The 1,428-nt window shown below is 37.3% G+C and carries 2 protein-coding genes; both read right to left on the reverse strand.

What is annotated here, in order from left to right; translation table 11 throughout:
• Window positions 1-33 precede the first annotated feature (33 nt).
• Window positions 34-978: an IS3 family transposase gene (locus PR809_RS20025; protein ID WP_195698793.1), complete on the reverse strand. Its 945-nt coding sequence runs from the start codon at window positions 976-978 to the stop codon at window positions 34-36.
• Window positions 876-1,428 (reverse strand): helix-turn-helix domain-containing protein (locus PR809_RS20030; RefSeq protein WP_272524692.1); only part of this gene is annotated, 553 nt, incomplete at its 5' end. The genes PR809_RS20025 and PR809_RS20030, both read right to left, overlap by 103 nt.

Consider the following 1,428-nt stretch of genomic DNA (forward strand, 5'->3'; position numbering starts at 1 on the left):
TTGAAGTGAACCCATAAAGTTGGACACTTTTAGTTAAGCGGCTTGTAAGGCCTGATTTCGATATTCAATCGGAGTCAGGCCTTTTAATTTGGCTTTAATTCGTTTGGTGTTGTAATACTCTATGTATTCGCCAATTTTATCAATCAGTTCATCGGCATCTCGAAAATGATATCCATGATACATTTCCGATTTCAATAGACCAAAAAAATTCTCAGCAACGGCATTATCTAAACAGTTACCTTTCCTTGACATACTTTGTTTAATTCCATTGTCTGTTAACTGTCTCTGGTAGTGCTTGTGTCGATATTGCCAACCCTGATCACTGTGTAAGAGTGGTTTTTGAGCTTCTCCTAACCGAGATAGCCCTTTTTTTAGCATCTCTGTAACCAACGTTAAACGCGCATTTTTAGCCACTTTATAAGCCACAACCTCTTGGTTATATAAATCAATAATAGGGGATAGATACACTTTTTGTTCATTCACTTTAAATTCAGTGACATCAGTTACCCACTTTTCATTCGGTTTAGTCGCTTTAAAATTTCGTTTGAGATAGTTAGGCGCTGCTTTACCCACATCTCCCCGATATGAACGGTATTTCTTCGGTCTTACTGTTGATTTTAAATTAAGTTGCCCCATCAATCGTTGTACGGTTTTATGATTAAGCATAATACCTTCATTTTTCAGCGTTAAATGAATACGTCTGTAACCATAACGACCTTTATGTTCATGATAAATAGTTTCAATTCGCGTCAGCTCTTTCTCATAAGCTATTGGTTTTTTTAATACGCTAACGTGATAATAGAACACACTTTTTGCTAGTTTCGTAGCATGAAGCAAGTGTTTGAGTGAATATTGATTTTTTAGGGCTAAAACAATTAACGTCTTTTCTTTGCTTGCCGTCGTTTTATTTGTTCCAACTCTTCCAACTTTTTTAGTACAGCATTTTCTGCACGTAAGTAGGCAAGCTCTTCTTTCAATTCTTCAAGTGTTTTTTCATCGTCAGGACGATCAGTTATTATTTTGGAGAAGTCCATAGGCTTTCTTCCTCTTGAGCAACACTCTAACCCTTTGAACCCGTATTTATCATATCTATCAAGCCAGAGAGATAGAGTGCCAGTCGTAGTTAAGTTAAGTATGGCACTAGTGTGACCGAGAGACCAATCATGTGTCCACATAAGTTTTATGGCTTGTAACCTTGCTTTTGCACAACGTAAATGAGGTGTGGGCTGGAAAGCATTATTACCATGAATAGTCACTACTTGGGCCCAATATCGGATCTGCCGAGAAGAAATATCATACATTTTTGAAAGTGCTTCTGATGATTCTCCCGCTAGGCATTGGTTGGCGATAGCAATTTTTAAATTCCGATTATATTTAGACATAAAAAACCCCCAGTAATTGATTGTCCAACTATTGGGGGTCACTTCA

Source organism: Providencia sp. PROV201 (assembly GCF_028479545.1).
GTDB classification, from domain to species: Bacteria; Pseudomonadota; Gammaproteobacteria; order Enterobacterales; family Enterobacteriaceae; genus Providencia; species Providencia huaxiensis.